This is a genomic window from Aquimarina mytili (genome assembly GCF_016735115.1).
Classification (GTDB): domain Bacteria; phylum Bacteroidota; class Bacteroidia; order Flavobacteriales; family Flavobacteriaceae; genus Aquimarina; species Aquimarina mytili.
Genome location: NZ_JAERQJ010000034.1, coordinates 1 through 281 on the forward strand (window position 1 = coordinate 1; position 281 = coordinate 281).

The 281-nt window shown below is 28.1% G+C and carries 1 protein-coding gene; it reads right to left on the reverse strand.

Annotated features, from left to right (window positions below):
- A partial coding sequence (locus tag JJQ60_RS21895; RefSeq protein WP_201924776.1) for an IS110 family transposase occupies positions 1-243 on the reverse strand: 243 nt, incomplete at its 3' end.
- Positions 244-281: the final 38 nt, after the last annotated feature.

Consider the following 281-nt stretch of genomic DNA (forward strand, 5'->3'; position numbering starts at 1 on the left):
ATTAACAACATAAAATAAACAGTTAAATTCAGGCATTAGTTTCATTAAAGCCCAACCATATTTTCCTGTGTTTTCAATACATACATAATGGGTAGTTTTTTTAGATAGGTTTCCAGTGAAAAATTCTTCAATGGATTGTGGGGTATTATCAATTTTAAAGAACTCCTTTCGATCAGATAAAATACAGATGTCTAATGTTTTTTTACTAACATCAATCCCAATGAATTTTGAATTGGTTTTCATAACTTTGGTTTTAGAGATTATGTTATAACTCAACTCCT